The sequence below is a fragment of the Clostridium sp. UMB9555A genome, from assembly GCF_030222355.1.
In the GTDB taxonomy this organism is placed as follows: Bacteria; Bacillota; Clostridia; order Clostridiales; family Clostridiaceae; genus Sarcina; species Sarcina perfringens.
Window position 1 is genome coordinate 700,918 of sequence record NZ_JASORQ010000002.1, and the last position, 18,249, is coordinate 719,166.

13 protein-coding genes are annotated in these 18,249 nt (G+C 28.1%); 4 read left to right on the forward strand and 9 right to left on the reverse strand.

What is annotated here, in order from left to right; genetic code table 11:
* Positions 1-238 precede the first annotated feature (238 nt).
* Positions 239-712, reverse strand: a complete 474-nt coding sequence (locus tag QP548_RS08580) for a hypothetical protein (RefSeq protein WP_061426896.1) — start codon at positions 710-712, stop codon at positions 239-241.
* A 147-nt stretch (positions 713-859) separates the two neighbouring features.
* Positions 860-2,635 (reverse strand): aminopeptidase P family protein, encoded by a 1,776-nt coding sequence (locus tag QP548_RS08585; protein ID WP_061426893.1) that lies wholly within the window; start codon positions 2,633-2,635, stop codon positions 860-862.
* Positions 2,636-2,998: 363 nt separating this feature from the next.
* Between QP548_RS08585 and QP548_RS08590 the strand changes: the two genes are divergently transcribed.
* From QP548_RS08590 to QP548_RS08600, 3 genes are all read left to right on the forward strand, one after another.
* Positions 2,999-3,562, forward strand: coding sequence for an accessory gene regulator AgrB (locus tag QP548_RS08590; protein WP_061426892.1), 564 nt, complete (start codon positions 2,999-3,001; stop codon positions 3,560-3,562).
* A gap of 1 nt (position 3,563) precedes the next feature.
* The gene (locus QP548_RS08595; RefSeq protein WP_257722256.1) at positions 3,564-3,686 is read left to right on the forward strand and encodes a hypothetical protein; all 123 of its coding nucleotides are present in this window, start codon (positions 3,564-3,566) and stop codon (positions 3,684-3,686) included.
* 171 nt (positions 3,687-3,857) lie between these two features.
* Entirely contained in the window at positions 3,858-4,952 is a 1,095-nt protein-coding gene (locus QP548_RS08600) for a sensor histidine kinase (RefSeq protein ID WP_224386862.1), read from the forward strand.
* A gap of 61 nt (positions 4,953-5,013) precedes the next feature.
* On the opposite strand, the gene QP548_RS08605 is transcribed toward QP548_RS08600, so the two are convergent.
* A complete protein-coding gene (locus QP548_RS08605; protein WP_061426890.1) occupies positions 5,014-5,583 on the reverse strand; it encodes a GNAT family N-acetyltransferase in 570 nt (189 codons plus the stop codon).
* Between the two features lie 393 nt (positions 5,584-5,976).
* Between QP548_RS08605 and alr the strand changes: the two genes are divergently transcribed.
* A complete protein-coding gene (gene alr, locus QP548_RS08610) occupies positions 5,977-7,137 on the forward strand; it encodes an alanine racemase (RefSeq protein WP_011010085.1) in 1,161 nt (386 codons plus the stop codon).
* A gap of 110 nt (positions 7,138-7,247) precedes the next feature.
* On the opposite strand, the gene QP548_RS08615 is transcribed toward alr, so the two are convergent.
* From QP548_RS08615 to QP548_RS08640, 6 genes are all read right to left on the reverse strand, one after another.
* Positions 7,248-7,427, reverse strand: a complete 180-nt coding sequence (locus QP548_RS08615; protein ID WP_061426888.1) for a hypothetical protein — start codon at positions 7,425-7,427, stop codon at positions 7,248-7,250.
* 260 nt (positions 7,428-7,687) lie between these two features.
* Entirely contained in the window at positions 7,688-13,990 is a 6,303-nt protein-coding gene (locus tag QP548_RS08620; protein WP_061426886.1) for an alpha-N-acetylglucosaminidase TIM-barrel domain-containing protein, read from the reverse strand.
* A gap of 340 nt (positions 13,991-14,330) precedes the next feature.
* Complete coding sequence (locus QP548_RS08625; RefSeq protein ID WP_003454088.1) at positions 14,331-14,504, reverse strand: small, acid-soluble spore protein, alpha/beta type; 174 nt, start codon at positions 14,502-14,504, stop codon at positions 14,331-14,333.
* Between the two features lie 106 nt (positions 14,505-14,610).
* Positions 14,611-15,987: an MATE family efflux transporter gene (locus tag QP548_RS08630; protein WP_061426884.1), complete on the reverse strand. Its 1,377-nt coding sequence runs from the start codon at positions 15,985-15,987 to the stop codon at positions 14,611-14,613.
* 188 nt (positions 15,988-16,175) lie between these two features.
* The gene (locus QP548_RS08635) at positions 16,176-16,634 is read right to left on the reverse strand and encodes a hypothetical protein (protein WP_061426882.1); all 459 of its coding nucleotides are present in this window, start codon (positions 16,632-16,634) and stop codon (positions 16,176-16,178) included.
* Positions 16,635-16,787: 153 nt separating this feature from the next.
* Positions 16,788-18,224: a DEAD/DEAH box helicase gene (locus QP548_RS08640; protein ID WP_061426879.1), complete on the reverse strand. Its 1,437-nt coding sequence runs from the start codon at positions 18,222-18,224 to the stop codon at positions 16,788-16,790.
* Positions 18,225-18,249: the final 25 nt, after the last annotated feature.

An 18,249-nucleotide genomic window follows, 5' to 3' on the forward strand; every position in this document is an offset into this window, starting at 1 on the left:
TCCCTCCTAAACATACAAATTTATATATTTTAATTTTTGAACTCTATTTTAACTTACTATTTTTTATTAATAACAATAAATTTTTAAAACTATTTTTCTAATTTTCGCCTAATCTTTTTCTCTCTCAATAAAACGTCCTCCAGTTATGTCCATCTTATAAGTTTTATCTATTAATTTTATTATACTCCTGTAAAAAATTGAAAAACATATCAACCTAAAATAAGCTAGAATTATTATTTCACATTCTTTTTTTTAAATTTATTATAAAGTAACTTAAAGTTCCTAATACTGCTACATATAAAGGTACTATAACATCTGCTATTTTTACCACATTAAATCCAACCAATGTCCATATAATTCCTTCAAATGGTATAGTAGTATATATTGCAATGAAACTCATAATTGGAAATTTCAGCTCATCTGGAGTACTACCTAGATAAGATGCAAAAAACTCCCTATTTAATATTAAAAACAAAAGAAGAAACATTATTATTACTAAAAATATAACAACTGTTTCAAACCTAACTTTTAATACCCTTATTAGAAGCAGAAATACAAAACTAAACATTAATACTGCTATCCAATATTTCCTTAGCTCTGAATCTGTTGTAAACCCTTTTATCTCAGATGTCATAATAATTCCAAGCCAATAAGATATAGTTGAAATAAAATAAATTAATAATATTTTTCCTGTTTCTTTTATTCCTGTCATAAATTAATCACTTACTCCCTTATACAGTTTTATTTAATATTTCCCTATTATCTAATAAATACATATTAACTAAAAGTTAAAATAGGGCGTGTATCAAATTAACTTTTATTTGTTATATTTTGATACAGCCCCAAAAAACTTATTTACTTATATTTGTCTTGTTTCATTCTTTAAGAATTCTTTTTCCTCTTCATATAAATATGGAGATAATAAATCATAAACCTTTTTATGATAATTATTTAGCCAAGCCTTTTCCTCTTCATTTAATAAACTTATATCTAATCCTGCTAAGTCTATTGAACAAAGTGAAATAGTGTCAAACTTATAAAATTCTCCAAATTCTTCTGAAGAAGTATCTTTAACAACTACCATTGTATTCTCTGTTCTTATTCCATGTTTTCCTTCTCTATAAACTCCAGGTTCGTTAGTTATAATCATTCCTGGCTCTAAAGCTACTTTATTTGGTACTGGACTTATGCTTTGTGGTCCTTCATGAACATTTAAGAAAAATCCAACTCCATGACCTGTTCCACATTTATAATCAATTCCTTCATTCCATAATGGCTCTCTAGCTTTTATATCAAGGGCTGATCCAGTAGTGCCTTTTAAAAATTTAGCTCTCATAAGTCCTATATGTCCTTTTAAAACTAAAGTATAATCTTTTCTCTCTTCCTCAGTTAATTCTCCTAAAACAAAAGTTCTTGTTATATCTGTAGTTCCATCTAAGTATTGTCCACCTGAATCTATTAATAAAAATCCTCTTGGTTCTAAAGTGTAATCACTTTCTGGAGTTGCTGAATAATGCATCATAGCGCCATGTTCTTTATGACCTGCTATGGTTTCAAAACTAATTCCTTTAAATAACTCATCTAAACTTCTAAGCTCTTCTAACTTATCTGAAGCTGATATTTCACTTATTTCTATCTTTCCAATGTTATCCTTAAGCCATTTCATAAACTTAACCATGGCTACTCCATCTCTAACTTGACACTTTCTTAAGTTATCTAATTCAACTTCATTCTTAATAGCCTTAAACTTAGTTGTTATGTTTCCAAATTCCACAATATTATTTTTATCCTTGATGCACTCGTATAAATAAGCACTTATCTTATTTGGATCAATTAAAATCTTTCCTTCTAAATTACTAATATCCTCTCCAATTTCCTCATATGATTTTAAAGTAACCCCTTCATTTAAAAGTTCTTCCTCCATTTTAGGAGTGAACTTTGATTTATCTACATAAAGATATGCTTCATTTTCTTTAACTAAGACATAGCTTAAAACTACAGGATTGCATTTAACATCATTTCCTCTAATATTATAAAGCCAAGCTATATCATCTAAAGAAGCTATAATATAATTATTAGCGCCTAGCTTTTTCATTTCCTCTCTAACTTCTCTTAATTTTTCTTTCGCACTTTTTCCACAGTACTTAACTTCATGTAAAAATGCCTTTTCCTTAGGAAGAGATGGTCTCTCTTTCCAAACCTCCTCTAAAAGATCCTCATCTATTTTTATATTAAGCTTATTTCCTTTCTCTAATTTTTTAAAATCTTTATACTCTCCTATTGAAAATACCTTTCCATCAAAAGCAATAGTTTCTCCTGCCTTTGCATTTTCTTTAAGCCAATCTAATAAGCTTGGCCATCCTGGAATTCTCATTTTAAACATTTCAATTCCAGAACCCTTTAACTCATCTAAAGCTTGTATGAAATATCTACCGTCAGTCCACAAAATAGCATTTTCTAAACCAACAAGTAAAGTTCCTGCTGACCCTGTAAAACCTGACATATATGCTCTACCCCTGTAATGTTCACACACATACTCACTTTGATGAGCATCTTCACTAGGAATTATATAATAATCAATTCCTTTATCTTTCATGATTTTTCTTAATTTTTCTAATCTTTCAGTCACCTTCATAATTATAGCCCCCTATTTTTTAATCTAAATTGCTAATTTAATTTTAATTCTTAAACCTCAATTTAATTTTATACTTTCAATAATAGTAACATAAAAATATTCTCCTAAAAATACCAATTGGCAAAAATTAATTAACTTTATAAATATAACTTATTAATACTATTAATAAGTTATATTAAAAAATTACATATTACCTCATAAAATTACAATATAAAACATATATATTGACTACAGTATGAAAAAATTGTAAATATACCTTTAAAAAAGGAAGTATTCTATGTAAATCAATCATTTTTTTATTATAATGTAAGCATATTACATTTATTTTAATGTTTATAAAAAATATATAAGAGAGATTTCTTTATGAGAAAATTTTTAAAATCTGCTATAGAATATTTAGCAAAAGATCTTAACTTTGATAAAGAATTATTAGAGCAAATTCAATATGTTGTAATTGTATTGACCTTTGAATTTATTAAATGTATTTCTGTAATTCTAATTGCTGGAATACTTGGATATTTCAAAGAAAGCTTAATAGTAATTCTTAGCATGTGCTTTATAAAGCCATTTATTGGTGGATATCATGAAGATAGCCAATTAAAATGTTTTATTGCAACATTAATTATTACAACAAGTATAATCATACTTGTTACTTTTAACAATCTAAATCTATTTAGCATTGTTATTTTAAATTTGTTTAGTATTTTTAGTATTTATAATAAAGCTCCAGTAATAGATAGTAGATTCCCATTGACTAAAGAACATTTAATTAAAAAAAATAAAATATTAAGTGTTACAAACTCAAGTATTCTTTTTTTATTAACCTTAATATTTTTCAAAATTCCATGGGTTTCTCAAACAATAACTTGGACTTTATTGATACAAACATTACTATTATTTAATAAGTATAAAAGGGAGGATTCTTAAAATGAAAAAAACAATATTATCAATGTTAGCATTACTAACTACATTAACTATCAACGCTTCAACAACTTCTTTTGCTACTATAGGATTAGAAGAAATGCCTGAATCTATGAAAAAATCTAGATAAAAAATGCATACATCAATATTTTTAGCTGATACGATAAACACTTTTTTACAATGTGTATTGTTTATAAATACAATAAATTTATGTAGTAAAGAAGATTGCAAAAAACCAAAGTCGAAGATGTTATTTTATATATTTCTTTTGTGGACAATGATATCTTTAACAACTTTTTTTATGGGAAATTCCAGTGTTGCAACACTAATTCTTCACTTAGTAATGTTAATCATTGGAGGACTAATATATAAAAAAGATTTTTTAGCCGCAGCTATTGGATTTAGCTTGGTTTATTCATTTATTGCTATAACTTTAATAATTTCATCTTTTATGTATAATGTCTTATCCCAAAATATATCATTAATAAATGAAAGTAATATATTTTTCATAACTATAATGTATTTTCCTCAGTATATAATTTCCTTTTTAGCTATATATAAGAAGAAAACTATATACTATATTTACAAAACTATAAAGTCTAGAAATAGCTCAATTATATACTTATTACTTCTTACAATAGTGCTAGACTTTATAGTTTCATTTAATGCTATTATTAACGCAAAGGATAATCCTATATTTACAGAAATAATATTACTATTATTGTTTGTATTCATAATATTTATAATAATATATTTTTCTAATATAGAGAAAAAATCAAAAGAAATTGAGCTACTAAATTCAAATTTAGAACAGAATATTAGCTCATTAAGAAAATTAAAACATGATTATGGTTCTCAAATATCTTACCTATATGGGTTGCATCTTATGGGGAACTATGAGAAATTAGGAGAATTATTAAAAAACATAATTGATGGAAATGACAATATTATTAATAATATTGTTATGTCTCATGACACTTCAATTATATCAATGATAGTAAATACTATTAATTTAAAAGATATTACTGTGTTGATAGATGAAAATGCTGATTTATTAGAGACTAATGTAAACGAATTAGACTTTCAACGTATAGTTTCTAATATATTAAGAAATTCTGTTGAAGCTTTAGATGGTAGTGGTTCAATAAAAATTAGTACTTATTATAGCTTTAATTATTTTGTATTAAAAATTAGAAATAATGGTCCTAAAATTCCAGATAAAATATTAAATAAAATATTTGATACTGGATTTACCACAAAAGAAAATAAAGAAAGTAGTAATGGATTTGGACTAGCTATAGTAAAAGAGTTGGTAGAATCATATAATGGAAAAATTCAAGTAAGTAGTACTGATGAATTCACTGAATTTACAATATACTTACCTACAATAAAGTAAGGTAAGAAACAGAGTTCTATATTCTGTTTCTTTTTTACTTTATTTATAATATACATAAAATTTATATTAAGTTTTTTATTACTTTAATACCTTCTAAAGTTTCATTTTTAATTCCACCTGGAAACTTTTCTTCTGTTTCAAACTCAAAACCCGCCCATCTGTATAACCTAATTGCTTTATAACTCCAAGTCTGAGTTGGTATGTACATATCACAATCTCCTTCAATAGCTATCATAAGTTTAACTCCTTCTGAGATAAGGGCTTTTCCTAATCCTTTTCCTTGATATTCAGGCTTCACAGCAACCCACTCCATAAATGGATGTCTTCTTTCTCCTGTATATCTCCACCAAGCTGTAAATGTAGCAATTTTTTCTCCATTATTATTTTCTATAAATATAGTTCTTCTTTCTAACTCATCTATATAAGGTAAATATTTGTTTTTAAAATATTCTTCTCCATCTTTAGCATTTTCAAATTCCAGTACAGATTTTTCTATTTCCGCCCAAGCTTTTTCATCACCTTTTTTAAACTTAACAAATCTAAAAGCATCTGGTAAAGTTTCACATTTTAATTCTCTTCCCTTTTCTCTTTTCAAAATTATTTTAAAAAATTCTATACTTTTATCTAACATTTTATCTCCTCCAAATAAACCATATAACCTATTTAAACTTAATTTTAGCATTAGAGATACTTATTAATAAGACTATAAGTAACTTCTTATACCTTTCTATATTTAATTTTATCATTAAACTTATAGCTCTAGCACCAAAATACTTTTGTCATTCTATATAAATAGTATTTATTGAAACCACTCCATATAAAAATTACAATAATGGTGGTTCTTCACTTTATGTTACAATATCTTATAATAGTATTATGTAGTTGAGTTTTTAAAATAAAAAATATAATTATTTATACTTAATAGTTTATATGAACATAATAATTTAGCTACAACTTCTTTATTTAATGATTTAAGTATTAAATAAAAATCACAAAAGCTGTAATTAATTTGAGGTGTTTTAAAATGGATATATGTGTTAGACCTGTATGGGCTGAAATAGATTTAGATATAATAGCAAATAATATGAAAGAAATAAGAAACCTAGTTGGTGAAAAGGAAATAATAGCCGTTGTTAAGGCTAATGCTTATGGTCATGGAGCTTTAGACATAGCTTCTACTCTTTTAGAAAATGGTGCTTCTAGATTGGCAGTAGCTATAATCACAGAGGCTGATGAACTTAGGGATGCTGGAATAACTGCGCCTATTATGATTTTAGGCTATACTCCTATAAACTTCGCTGAAAATTTAATCAATAATGAAATTGAACAAACAGTTTATGATGTGGAATATGCTAAGGAATTATCTGATTTTGCCTTAAAACTTGGCAAAAAAGCTAAAATACACATTGCAATAGATACAGGAATGGGTAGAATAGGTTTCCTTCCAAATGAAGAGGGATTAAATAAAGTTTTAGAAATCTGCTCTTTACCTGGAGTTGAGGTAATAGGCTTGTTTACTCACTTCTCAACATCAGATGAAAAAGATAAAACTTATACTTATGAACAATTTTCAAAATTAACTGCTTTTAATAAAGCTTTAGAAGACAATGGAATCCACATTCCTTTAAAACATGCTTCTAATAGTGGGGCTATTATGGATTTACCAGAAACTTATTTAGACGGAGTTAGATGTGGAATTATTTCTTATGGATACTATCCATCTGAAGAAGTAAAAAAAGAAAACTTAAAACTTAAACCAGCACTTACATTAAAAACTAATGTAGCCTTTGTTAAAGAGTTAGATGAAGATATGTATGTAAGCTACGGAAGAACTTATAAAACTGAAAAGAAAAGTAAAATTGCCACTCTTCCAATAGGATATGCTGATGGATATTCAAGACTTCTTAGTGGAAAAGCCAAAGTTATAATAAAGGGTCAATTTGCTAATGTTATAGGAAGAGTTTGTATGGATCAATGTATGATTGATGTAACTCATATAGAAGATGTTAAAATTGGTGATGAAGTAATTCTTTTAGGGGAAGAAAATGGATTAAAATTTGATGCTAATGATATGGCTGAAATTATGGGAACAATAAACTACGAAATACTTTGTATGATCAGCCACAGAGTTCCTAGAATATATAAAAAGAATAATGAAATAGTTAAGGTAAGAAACTATATTTAATAAAAATATGAGTGTATTAAAAGTTATTTTAATACACTCTCTTAATTTAATCATTAAAATTTAAATAAACCCTAACCTAATTTAATCGTAATTATTTATAGCACTAATTTTTATTTTGTTTTTTCCTTATCATTTAACACTATTATTAACCCTAAAATAGCAAACATCACACTAGTGGATGTAACAAAACCATCTGCAGATATCCATGACATAAATGAAGCTAAAAAAACATATATTTCTGAAAAAATTAATCCTAAAATTGGACTTAATAAAATTATAATATACCCCATTAATCCTCTCCTATAATTAAACATATTTTTCTAAAAATCTATTATTAAACAAGTTTTTTCTTTTTATTATATCTTTAAAATAATTAATTTCTATTTAACTAAACCTCCCCTATTATATATATGCTCCCTTACAAAATAAAATTCTAATAAAAAACAAAAGAAGCTGTATAAATACAGTTAAATAAATTAAACTTAATTCTACTTAGCTTTTTAATACAGCTCCTTTTCATATAAAAAAATATAATTATTTAATTTTTATTTTATCTTTCAGTTCTTAAAGTTATGGATTCTTTTGAAGAAATCTCTCCATTATTATATTTTGCTGCAATTTTAAAGTTATATATAGTATGTCTATTTAATCCTTTAAACTTATAGGCAGTCTCATCTTTTCCTAATTCAGCTACTTTTTTACCATCTTTATATAGTACGTATCCTTCTAATCCAAATGAATTTTCAGGTGTGCTCCACTGAACAGTTACATTTTTCTTTGAAATATTAGTTGCTTTAAAATCTCTAACTGGACTTACTATAACTTCTGAGGAATCAATAGATTTTAAAGCTTCTTCTATTACAATCTTTAATTCACCTAAAACTTTATCCACATCTACTTTTAATGAATTTTCATCATTTTTAACTCTTTCAGCCTCTAAAATAGCATCTTCTAACTTTATTTTTATTCCTTCACCTTTAAGTTTTTCTAAAACACCATAGGCTCTTTCTATCTCAGAATTTAATTCATCTTTATTAGGGACTTTTGAAAGTTCAAAATTAGCTTCTGCTTCAGTTAAATCGGAAATAGCATTATTTATATTCTCTTGATTTGCACCTTCATTGTTTAATACTTCCTTAGCTTTATCTAAAGCTTTTCTAAGTTCTTCTATAGCATTAGGAATATATACTCCTTCTGCATTTTCTAATTTACTTTCTATTGAAGATATTATCTCTTCTAATTGTGCTTTATCAATTACATTGACTGATTCAACGAAAGTATCTATAGCTTCTTTTAAAGTCTTTGTTACATTTCTAATTTCTTCTAAGGTTGTAGAACTTTCAAAACCTTCCTCAGCAATTCTTATAGCTTCATTTAAAGCATCTACAGACTCTTGAGAATATTGTCCATTTCCATTTCCCACTACTGCATTTTCTACTTTTTCCTTAGCTAAAAGTACCATTGATTTATATGCAGTTTCAACACTTACAGCATCATAGTATGAATCTAATGTATTTTTTAACTCATCATAAGCTGTATCTATTTCACTTTGTGAAACTTGCTTTTTATTGTAAACTTCTTTAGCCTCATTATTTTCTAACTTTAGCTTTTGAATTTCTGCATTTACTATAGCTTTTTCATTATAGTTCATGCTATTCATAAGACTTGGTAATATTTCGTTTAGTAAAATATCAACATCACTTATTAAAGCTGCAAGTTTAGTTCTGTTTATTTGAACAAATCCCTTATAGAATTCATTTAAAGCTGATTTTAAAGTACTCATAACTTCATTAGCCTCTTTTGAATTTATATCATTTCCTAAAGCTAATTTTGCCTCATTTATAGCATTTCCAAGGGATTCCTTAGCCTCTTCAGTATAGTTTCCAGCCATATCCCCAACTACTGCACTATTATATATATCTTCAACTACTCTTATATAAGAAGCAAGACTTGAAGTAGAATCTCCTTTATAAATTTTGATTTCTCCAATTTTAACATTCTCACTATTAAGATTAACTCTTACAAATCTTCCTATTTTGCATGACTTTAATATATTAGAATATACAGCTTTATTTTCTTCATTTTTACTCTCATCAACTAAGCTCATCCATTCTGTTCCATCATTAGAAATCTCTATAGAGTATTTTAATGGAGAATTTCCTTTACTTATTATATCTATTGCGGATATATCCTTTTCCTTACTTAAATCAAAAGTTACAGACTTTTCCTCTTCTTGTCCTGGAACCCAAAGAGTATTTTCATTTCCATCTCTTAAATTATTTGCTTCAGAATTATTTGAAGTAGTCTCAACCTTAGTCTCATCTTTCATAGCTAGGTTTTCTGGAATTGCAAATACATTTAATTCAGCAGCTGAAGCAAATCCTCCAACTCCTTCTAAAGCTACAAGTTTAACATGAGTTGCCTTTGTACTATTAAATTTTAATGTTTTTAAACTTCCACTATCATCCCAATTTCCTTCAGATATTTTTCTAAAATCATTTCCATCCTCACTTACATGAAGCTCATATTTAGTTATATTTCCATTTTTAGCACCACTTCTTGGTAAGTAAGTAAACTTATTAATTTCATAACTTCCTCCAAGTTCTAAAGTAATACTTTGTGGTAACTCTTCTACGGGATCATATTTTGTATGCCATATAGTATTTTCTTTTCCATCAATAGCAAACTTAGCTAAACCTTCATTCCCTACATCAGAATGCTCTGATGTTGCTGTAGCTTTCATATTTCCTTGAGGTAATGCTATGGAAGCTTGTTCAACTTTATTTATAGCCTCTTTGCTCATAGCTTTAATTTCTGCAATAGCTGCCCACGCTAAAGGATATTGTCCACCATCAGCTTTTCCTGTAATAGTAGCATGTATTTTACTTATTTCTTTTTTTACAGGAATATTATATGACTTTTTATTATCCTCTGTATTAGAAGTCATATCCAATACTGTTTCTCTATTTCCACTCTCATCTTCAACTTCCACTTTAAATTGGAATCTAAATCCTTCCTTTTCAAAATGAAGTTCTAAGAAGTCTACAAAATTATTTCCTTCTAAGTCAATTGTAGCATTAGCTGGTATAGCTCCATTATCACTTATCCAAAGTGAGCTTAAATCTCCATCTGTAATATTAGATAAAGGATTTCCACTTTGAGAATTAGAACCACTTACATTTTTATTCTCTGCTATATTTACATAGTTAGCTGGTTTTTCTTTTGACATGGCCTTTACTTCTGCAATAGCTGCCCAAGCCCCTGGATGTTGTCCACCTTCTGCTTTTCCTGTCATAGTAACATGTACTTTATTTATTTCTTTTCCTACAGGTATTTTATATGATTTTTCATTATCTTCTTTATTTGAAGTCATATCTAATACAGTTTCTTTATTTCCATTTGCATCTTCTACTTCTACTTTAAATTTGAATCTAAGTCCTGGCTTTTCAAAGTGAAGCTCCAAAAATTCAACATTTTCTGTACCTTGTAAATCAATAGATGTAGTTGCTGGAGTTTGTCCATTATTACTAACCCAAAGAGAATTTAAATCTCCATCTGTAATATTAGATAATGGTTTCCCATTTTCAGCCTCTGCTCCAGTAACTGGTTTTCCTAAAGCAACGTTAGTATACTCATCTTCCTTTTCTTTTCCTCCATATACCATTATTTCTGCTAATTCTGGTATTTTATATGATGGACTTAGGTTTAAATCTACATTAATTAATGAAACCCTAACCTTTTGAGCCTTTCCAGTAAAGTCAACCTTTTCAATGACTCTCTTACTAGAATAATCCTCAGATTTATCTGATACTGTTTTCCACTGTCCACTTTCATCCATAACTTCTACTTTATATGCTACTGCCCTATCACCAGCCTGATTTCTAAAAGCAAATTCTATTCCATCTACACTTTTAACCCCTTGTAAATCTACAGTTACACTTGCAGGATATCCCTCTCTATCAGCAACCCACATAGTTCCTGTATTTCCATCTGTAATGTTACTTAAAGAATTAGCTTCACTTTCCCCATGAGTTTCACTACTTACAGGCTTTCCTAAAGCAATATTAACTCTTTCAACTGATTCATTTTCACCTAATATTTTATCCATATTAGTTACTGAATAACTTTCCATGGCTATCTTAGCAAGTTCTCCTAAGTTTTCATTAGAAGCTTCTGTAGGATAAAGCTTATCTGTATCACTCTTCTTGTTTACCCAGTCATACTCCATCTTAAACCAATCTATATTAGGCGCTTTAGCTCCTCCATCTAATTCAGTTTGTAATCCATTTATCCATTTTTCCCATCTAGCATAATAATAATCCTCAGTTAATCCTGACCATTGTCTATTAGAATAATCTTTAAGACCCCCACCGTCAGCATTATTTCTTGAACCCCAAGTTGTTACTAAAGCTCTAGCATTAAATTCAAATAAGTCCTTAGTCCAATCATCAGCATTCTTAAGCATAGTTCTAGAATCTTCAATCCAATTTCCTATTAAGAATTCAGGTCTAGTTGATAATACTCTCTCTTGAAGCTTTATAAGTTCTAAAAACTTTCCTGAAACGAATTTAAATTTCTCTCCATTTCCATTATTATAAGCATTACACATAATCTCATAATATTCTTGAGCTGAGTTAGCTAATAATTGTTTTAATATATCAGCGAAATCATAAAGGAATGCATCACTATCTTTGAATTCATCATAGTTCTTTGCAAATATTTCAATAGCTTTTTCAAATTCACTCTTATCATAAACTATTTTTGAATGTCCCCAAGTTGAAGCACTTTTTATTCCAAAGCCAGGTCTTGCATTTATAATAGACTCAGCAGCACCTTGGTAATAATCATTTCTCTTTTTGTAAGCAGTATCTAATATAATATTCCAAGCATCTAAAATCTCTTTATTAGTCTTACCATATCTTCTTTCAATATAATCTTCAGTCCATGTTCTAAAGTTTATTTGATCTCTAGTCCAAGCCATGTCAAATAAAAGTTCATACGCTAAAGGATTTGTATTTATAGCCTCTGGTGTAATACCTATACCAACCATATGCTCTGAATTAGCTAAGGCTTTAGGAATTTCTGTTGCAAGTTTTTCTGGTGCTGCATCCATTCCCATTCTTCCCCCAAAGTTATGAAGCATATTCCAAATCCACGGTAAATCTCTTTCCTCTAATCTATTCCAGTCTGGACTTACCTCTGAGAAAAGATCTAATACCATAGCTTGGTCTTTTTTAGTTAATCCTTCTAACTTATTATTACTAGGATTTCCTTGCCAGTTTTGTATAACCCAAACTGCATCATTATCATGCTCTATCATCTTATTTTGAATTATTTCATATATCTTTCCATTATCTAAATCACCAGTATTTCCTCCCTCATGGAATGGATCTACTCCATAGAAGTTAGTTACCTCTCCAAACACTTCTTTTTGCTTTTCATAGAAAACATCTGCAACCTTTTGGAAATAATCTACCTCCCCTTCATTTACATATGTTTTAAGCATATCTGGTCTATCAAAGCCACACCATCCCCCTTGTGAAATAGTTTGTGCTTCTGGATTTTTTTCCTTAAAGTCTCTAGGTACCATACCTGAGTATCCTTGAAGAACAGGATTTATTCCAAAACTTTGCATTCTATCATGCATTTTTCTTCCAAGCTCTGCTCTTTGCTCAAACCAATCGTTAGGAAGTGGACCTCCAAATCCAGTCATATTTTGCATATAAAACCAAGCAAAATATGCAGGTCCTGAAATAAATTCTTTAACCTCTTCATCACTATATCCAAATTCATTTAAGGTTCTTCTTAAAACCTCCTCTTGTCCAATTATATCTAATACTAAGTTAACCCCATTCATAGCACACCAATCTAGGAATTCTTCATATTGATCCCAATCCCAGAAAGCCATTGTATAAGAGTAAGTACAAAAGTTTAATGCATATCTATGCTCATATGGAGTATCTATAACTACTCTCTCCCCAACAGAAGGCATTGTTTCAGGCATTTTTAAATTAGACCCCATTATTGGATTGTAACTTACATTACAATAATTTTTTAAATAATAGTTAAATCCTGATGCTAAAGAAACACCATTATTCCCCTTTATTAAAACCTTTCCATCTCCTGAATCAGAAACCTCAAAAACATCATTTCCATTTAATTGATCTCTTATTTCAAAAATAAACTTGTCCTTAAATTCTTCTCCTATTACTCTACCAACTAAATTCTTTATTTCATTTAAAGTCTTTTCATTGGCATAGGCACTATCACTATTAAACTTCTCATATTCTGTAGCCCAAGGCGTTTCACTAAAATTACTTGTAGTAATTTTCTTAACTTCTGGTAAACTCTCTCCTGTATTTTTACCAAATACATTTATTTCAGCTATATTCACCCTATCACTATTACTATTTTGAACTACATCAATTCTAATCTTTCCTGCCCTTACATTATCAATAGTATGTATATTACCGCTGTTGTCTGATGCATTATCATTATTTTTATATGCTATTTTATTAAAATTCTCTCCATCCTCTGAAGCATATATATTATATTTATACACAGCTTCATCCTTATTAAATATTTCAATCTTTGATAATTCGTAAATTCCACCTAAGTCAACTTCTATCCATTTATAATCATTTGAAGATTCCCAATAGGTAGATAAATCACCATCTATGACTAAATTAGCTGTGTTACCATCAGTATTTCCCTTTGCAGTTACATTAATCCCTTCTGTAATCTCAACACCAGTTGATGCCATTACCTTAATTGAAATTGGATTAACTAATCCAAATACAAAAGTACTTGCTAAAACATAAGCCATTTGTTTTTTAAACCTTTTACTAAACAATTTAAAATCACCCTTCACTATAATATATTTAATAAAACTACTTTTTGTTGTGTTTTACTATTATATTAATATGTTTAGTAAAATAAAAAAATGTATGTTATTACAAAAAACTAGATGTTCCTACAAAAAACAACTAAATATTTAATTTTCATCTTAACCAAAATAAACAAAAAATTTTTTTAATCCATAGTACTAAAATTTTTGATAAAAACTAAATTTTTAATCACTATCACTTAATTAGAATTAATAGCAAAAATTAAAGCTTATAGCTAACTTTAAACTTATTAAAATTAGCTACAAGCCCTAACTACTTAAATTAAAATATTTTATTATTTTTTAATTATTGTGGTCCCATATATGGATTATTTCTAGTTTTATCTTTTCCAAGTTTTCTTGATTCCTTAGAGTATCCTATTTCATTAGCAGTTTCATTTTTCATTTTCTCTACTTCTTTTTTAGTTTTTTGACTAGTCTTTTTGTTATCTTTGCTGTTTTTATTATTTTTATGAGACAAAGTTAAACACTCCTTTCAATTTAAGTTCTTAATTAGTATTTAACTTTAATAACTCATATATCCTTAAAACAACTTTCCAAAACTGTTGAGTATTTCCTAAAAACCACTAACACTTTATTTCCTCAAATTCATAATCCTTAGTTACATCATTTACCCATTTTCCACTAATTACCCTATATACACTGGTAAGAGATTTTAATATTTCATCACATTTTATAACTAAGAATACTAAGGCAACTGGAAGTTCTAAAACAAAGGCTACAAAAAATCCACCTGGAATAGCAACAAGCCACATAAAAATAAGATCATTTATCAAGACAAACTTAGCATCTCCACCACCTCTAAGTACACCCATCATAAAATTACTTGCAAGAGATTGAAATACTATTATTCCTGAAGTTACAGTCATTATTTCCATAGCTATTAATTTTGTTGAATAAGATACATTATAGAAATCAACCACAAATGGTTTTATAAGTAAAATCATAAGTCCTGATATACATCCCATAACAACACTGAAAATCCCTATACTATAGGCATATTCCTTTGCTTTTTCTTTTTTACCTTCTCCTATGGTATTTCCTATAATTACTGCTGTTGCATTAGACATACCAAATATAAAAACTGTTACAAATTGATGAGCAACTCCATTTATGCTATTAGCAGCCACAACCTCTGTTCCCATTCTACCAACTATTACAGATATCATAGAAGCTCCAATTGCCCAAAGTAACTCGTTACATAAGACAGGAGTACATAATCCAACATAATCTTTTAAAATCTCTTTATCAAGCTTTAATAAATGTTCTAGCTTAAGACCAATCTTTCTTTCATATATAAACATAAATACTAAAACTATTGAGAACTCAGTTATTCTAGCACAGACAGTAGCTATGGCAGCTCCTCTTATTCCAAGTTCAGGAGCACCTAAATTTCCAAATATAAGAATCCAGTTTAATATTGAATTTACTACTAAAGAAGCAGTATAAACTATAATTGATATACTCACAGTTTTTACTGAACGAAGCATCATTATTGTACAGTTTGTAATAGAATAGAACAAATATCCTATGCACACAATTCTTAAATAACTTGCTCCAAAATCTATAACAGCCTTATCAGTTGTGAAAATCCCCATAAAGTATTTTGGTAAAAATAATGCTATAAATATGAAAATACCAGTTATTAACAAACATACCCTATACATTATGGCCAAAATCTTATGAATTGTTTTAACATTTCCCTTTCCCCAATACTGAGAAATCATGATATTAGACCCCCCAGCTAGTCCAAACATTAAAATTGTAAGTACAAAAAATAAATTGTTAGCTATAGAAACTGCTGATAGTTGAATCTCCCCCAAAGCTCCAACCATCAAAGTATCTACCATACTTACCATAAAGGTTATTAAATTTTGTACTGCTATTGGCAAAGCAATACTAAAAAGTAATCTGTAAAATCTTCTGTCTCTCGTTATAATCATAATTAGCCCCCTTAATAAAAATATATTCTTACAAAAGTCAATGTACATTATAGCATTCTGTATTGACTTATAATACGTGTTTAAATTTAATAATATATGAATATTAAAGTAAAATTATTAATATTTTTATTTTTAAATTAATTCTTAATTTAAAAAAGCCCTAAGTTTTAAACTTAGAGCTTTAAAATCTAAACTAAATTATCATTTGCATAATAATAATTTCCATTTATAACTTCCATATCTTTTAATTTTTCAGAATCAATATAAGTTCCTGGTATATAAGTATATTCTATTAGTTTGTTTTTTCCTAGCTTGTCAGAATACTTAGTAAAAGCTAGCATGTACACATCATTTATTTCTGAGGTGTATGTTTTTTCTGGTGCGTAAGTATTCATCTCTTTTAAAAAATCGCTTACATCTTGGTATGGAGCTATTAAATAAACCTCATCCCATTCAAAAGCTATATTTTTATTTAAAGAAATTAAGTCTAGCTTTTTATCATCTTCACCTTCTATAATACTTATAACTTCTTTGTTTAATGACTTATTTTCTCCAACATAGTCATTATGATACAACCCTAGATATACTATAGATATTAAAAATATTATTACTAAAGTTGTAATAGAGATAGTAACCTTTTTCTTCATACAGACCACCTCTCAAAAATAAAATTTCCTTTAAAAAAAGTAAGATATATTTTACTATATCTTACTTTAATTTTACCACATATTACATAATCATTATATACTTCAAAATAATTTAATATTATAACTAATTTTATACTTAAATTAATAATAATTTTATTTTCTTGCTTTTTGTATTTTCACTTTTTTACCCTTTATAGTAACTTCCTTAAAGCTCTTTAAAACTTTATCACCTTTTCCATTTAATATGTCAACATAAGAAAAACCATCTTGAACATCTATTATTCCAATATCTTCCCCTGTTAAACCTGGTAAATTACTAAAACATCCAACAATGTCAAAGGCTCTTATTTTCTTTTTCTTTCCGCCATTAACATGTATTTTAACTATATCACCATGAACTTCTTTCTTAGGTTTTTTACTCTCTTTTAATTGAACCTTTTGACTTTCCTTAAATATTTTTCTTCCAGCTTTAACTTCTTCATCAGAAGGAAGACTTGCTTTTCTTATTTCATAACCAATATATTCTTCAACATTCTCTAAATATTTCTTCTCATAATGATTTACAAAGGTAATAGCCTTTCCTTCTCTTCCTGCTCTACCAGTTCTTCCTATTCTATGAACATAGCTTTCTGTTTCCATTGGAACCTCATAGTTTATAACAAGCTCTATGCTATCTACATGAATTCCCCTAGCAGCTATATCAGTACAAACTAAAACTTTAAAGTGCTTATCTCTAAAGTTTTCCATAACCTCAATACGCTTCTTTTGCTCCATATCTCCATGAAGTTCATTACAAGTTATTCCCTCATCCTTAAGCATTTTATAAACAGACTTAACCTTATTTCTTGTATTACAAAATACTATAGCACTCTCTGGATGATAAGCATAAAGGCATTTCCATAAAGCTTTCCCCTTATTTTTCTCCTCTATTTCAATTGCACTTTCTTCTATTCTATCTCTATTGAATACTTTTGATTTAACCTCTAAAAGCATAGGATTTCTCATATACTCTTCACATATTTCCTCTATTTCCTTAGAAAATGTAGCAGAAAATAATGCAGTGGTTTTATTTAATCTTAATTCTCCTAATATGTCCTTTATTTGATCAATAAATCCCATTGAAAGCATTTTATCAGCTTCATCTATGACTACATAGTTAACCTCACTTAAGTCTAAAGTGCCTCTTTCCATATGATCAAATACTCTTCCTGGAGTTCCTACTACTATATGTACTCTTTGTTTAAGCTCTCTAATTTGCTCATTAAAAGGTTGTTTCCCAAATATAGCCGCACATCTAACCTTTTTTATTCTTCCTATATTAGAAAGTTCATCTTTAACTTGAATTGCTAACTCTCTAGTTGGTGTTAAAACTAGACACTGAACCTTTTTTTCTTCAATATTTATCTTTTCACAAACAGGTATTCCAAAACTTGCAGTTTTACCACTACCAGTTTGAGATTTAACTATTATATCTTCACCCTTTAATAATTTTGGAATAGAAGCTTCCTGAACCTCTGATGGATTTTTATATCCTAAATTATTAAGTGCTTTAATAATATTCTCACTTAAATTTAATTCATTAAATTTCATATATTATGTTTATCTCCTTTTTTAA